Source organism: Streptomyces sp. NPDC059002, assembly GCF_042740435.1.
Classification (GTDB): domain Bacteria; phylum Actinomycetota; class Actinomycetes; order Streptomycetales; family Streptomycetaceae; genus Streptomyces.
In genome coordinates, this window is the sequence record NZ_JBHYJI010000150.1 from 1 (window position 1) to 1,912 (window position 1,912).

3 protein-coding genes are annotated in these 1,912 nt (G+C 37.8%); 2 read left to right on the forward strand and 1 reads right to left on the reverse strand.

All coding sequences use genetic code 11. The features are described 5' to 3' along the window. The coding region (locus ACFWZ2_RS43560) for a hypothetical protein (RefSeq protein ID WP_384555350.1) at positions 1-228 on the reverse strand (228 nt) is incomplete at its 3' end. Positions 229-268: 40 nt separating this feature from the next. Between ACFWZ2_RS43560 and ACFWZ2_RS43565 the strand changes: the two genes are divergently transcribed. Together ACFWZ2_RS43565 and ACFWZ2_RS43570 are read left to right on the forward strand one after the other, a co-directional pair. Further along, positions 269-442 (forward strand): hypothetical protein, encoded by a 174-nt coding sequence (locus tag ACFWZ2_RS43565; protein ID WP_375839303.1) that lies wholly within the window; start codon positions 269-271, stop codon positions 440-442. A 90-nt stretch (positions 443-532) separates the two neighbouring features. Continuing rightward, positions 533-1,441 carry a hypothetical protein gene (locus ACFWZ2_RS43570; protein WP_375839305.1) on the forward strand — a complete coding sequence of 303 codons (909 nt, stop codon included), beginning with the start codon at positions 533-535 and terminating at the stop codon, positions 1,439-1,441. The last annotated feature ends 471 nt before the right edge of the window (positions 1,442-1,912 follow it).

A 1,912-nucleotide genomic window follows, 5' to 3' on the forward strand; every position in this document is an offset into this window, starting at 1 on the left:
TTTCCTTATGCTCTTTTTCTCTGAAGCTAAACCTGTTTTATATGTCGTAGTCTTTTTATTGGGAGTGACCCCTTGCTGTACAATTTCCGGAGGTGCCGATAAGGGACGAATTTTCCCTTGTCGGTTGCCTTTGGGGATTGTAAGGGGTGGAGGCTCGGAATCAAAAGGAAACGAAATATCATTCCGAGTGTGCTTCTTTTTTCTGTTCTTGAATTCTATTATTTCCAATGTTAGAATTATGTTAACAACTTGTTAGGAGTGTGTTTGGATGGAAGAGAAAAAACAAATTGGACCTCGAATTACTGTTGAAACATTTAAAAAGCTAGAGTTATTAGCCGAACATTTTACAAAACACAATGAATTTGGAAGAGTTTCAAAAGATGCTGTAATTGAGTTTGCTATTAAGGAATTGTATAGGGACTATTTGGGAAAAGGACGCTAATTTTTGTTGAAAAACTGACTTCGGATTTGGGGTTCTTTATTATTAACTTGATTTTAATTAAACATTACAGGAAAAATTGAGGGGAAATGGATGGATAAACGCAATGGTGACGCGGTTTTCATAGCTCCAAATGATGTTGTAAAAGTGACCACTATGAATCACGTCATTGAAGTTCAGCATATGGAGAAGATGAACCGGAAAAATAATATCAAAAAATTGGACAAGGATAGGTTTGTAGACCTCTCTACTGGGGAGATCCGGGAGTTCGAGCATTCGGAAAATCGGCAGGAAAATTATAATTCTTTGAGACAAACCTTTAAGAAGCTGCGTTATTTGATAAATAACAATTTTATAGGACGGCCAAATGAATTACATATAACTTTGACATACAAGAAAAATATGACGGACACGAAAAAACTTTATAGTGATTTTCAAAATTTTATCGACAGGTTGCGTTATAAATACAAGAAAGAAAGTTCGATAGATTATTTATCGGTGGTAGAGCCACAAGGACGTGGAGCCTGGCATTGTCATGTTTTAATGCGCTTTAATGATTTGGATAAGATTTATATTAAAAATGCTGAATTAAGGAGTCTATGGGGTTTAGGATTTGTAACAATCAAGTCATTAAAGGATATAGACAACATAGGAGCCTATTTGAGCGCTTATTTGACTGATATAGACCTAGAAGATGTCCAAGACAGGGAAACAGCCTTAAAAGTGGCTTCAGAGGGCTGTGAGGTGCAAACAAAGATCGTAGAAGGTCGGGAAAAGAAATTTTTAAAAGGCGGACGGCTGCACATGTATCCTTCCGGAATGAATATGTATCGAAAATCAAAAGGGATTGTTAAGCCGGAACGGGAAGAAATGAAGTTCGGAGACATAAAAAAAGTAGTGGGTTCGGCAAAACCACACTACGAGAAAAGTTATCATGTCGAAAATGACAATTTTGAAAACACAATTTCGTTTCTCCAGTATAACACAAAACGTGATTTTTGAAGCAAAACGGTTCCTCTTTATGGAGCCGTTTTTTTTATTTCCCGAAGGGTTATTTGTCAGAATGACAAACCGATTTCGAGCCGGCGAGAACCCATTGTCACACCACGATTTAGGGGGTGTGTATAAATGGGCACTCTCTGTGAAATTTGAAGCTTTGAAATTCCGAATGGCGCACTTATACACTCTGTCGAGTGAGTGCTAAAATGCTGAAGCATTTCCGTCAAGCGTGTGGAGGAATCTTGTAGAGAGATATAGCATAGATACCCGTATCTCTAGAGATATTTTGGTATATCCCTGCTATATCTATGGGGTATCTATGCTATATCTTTGGCTTCAAAAACGGCACCTGTTCTAAGAGCATAGAAACTCAACAGGCACAGCCTGTTTGACACCCTTTTTTTTAGGGTGGCACCGAGTTTCCTTATGCTCTTTTTCTCTGAAGCTAAACCTGTTTTATATGTCGTAGTCTTT

Bases quoted from the DNA above. Each gene is read 5' to 3' on its own strand.
- ACFWZ2_RS43565 (WP_375839303.1), top strand. From the start codon at position 269: ATGGAAGAGAAAAAACAAATTGGACCTCGAATTACTGTTGAAACATTT.
- ACFWZ2_RS43570 (WP_375839305.1), top strand. From the start codon at position 533: ATGGATAAACGCAATGGTGACGCGGTTTTCATAGCTCCAAATGATGTT.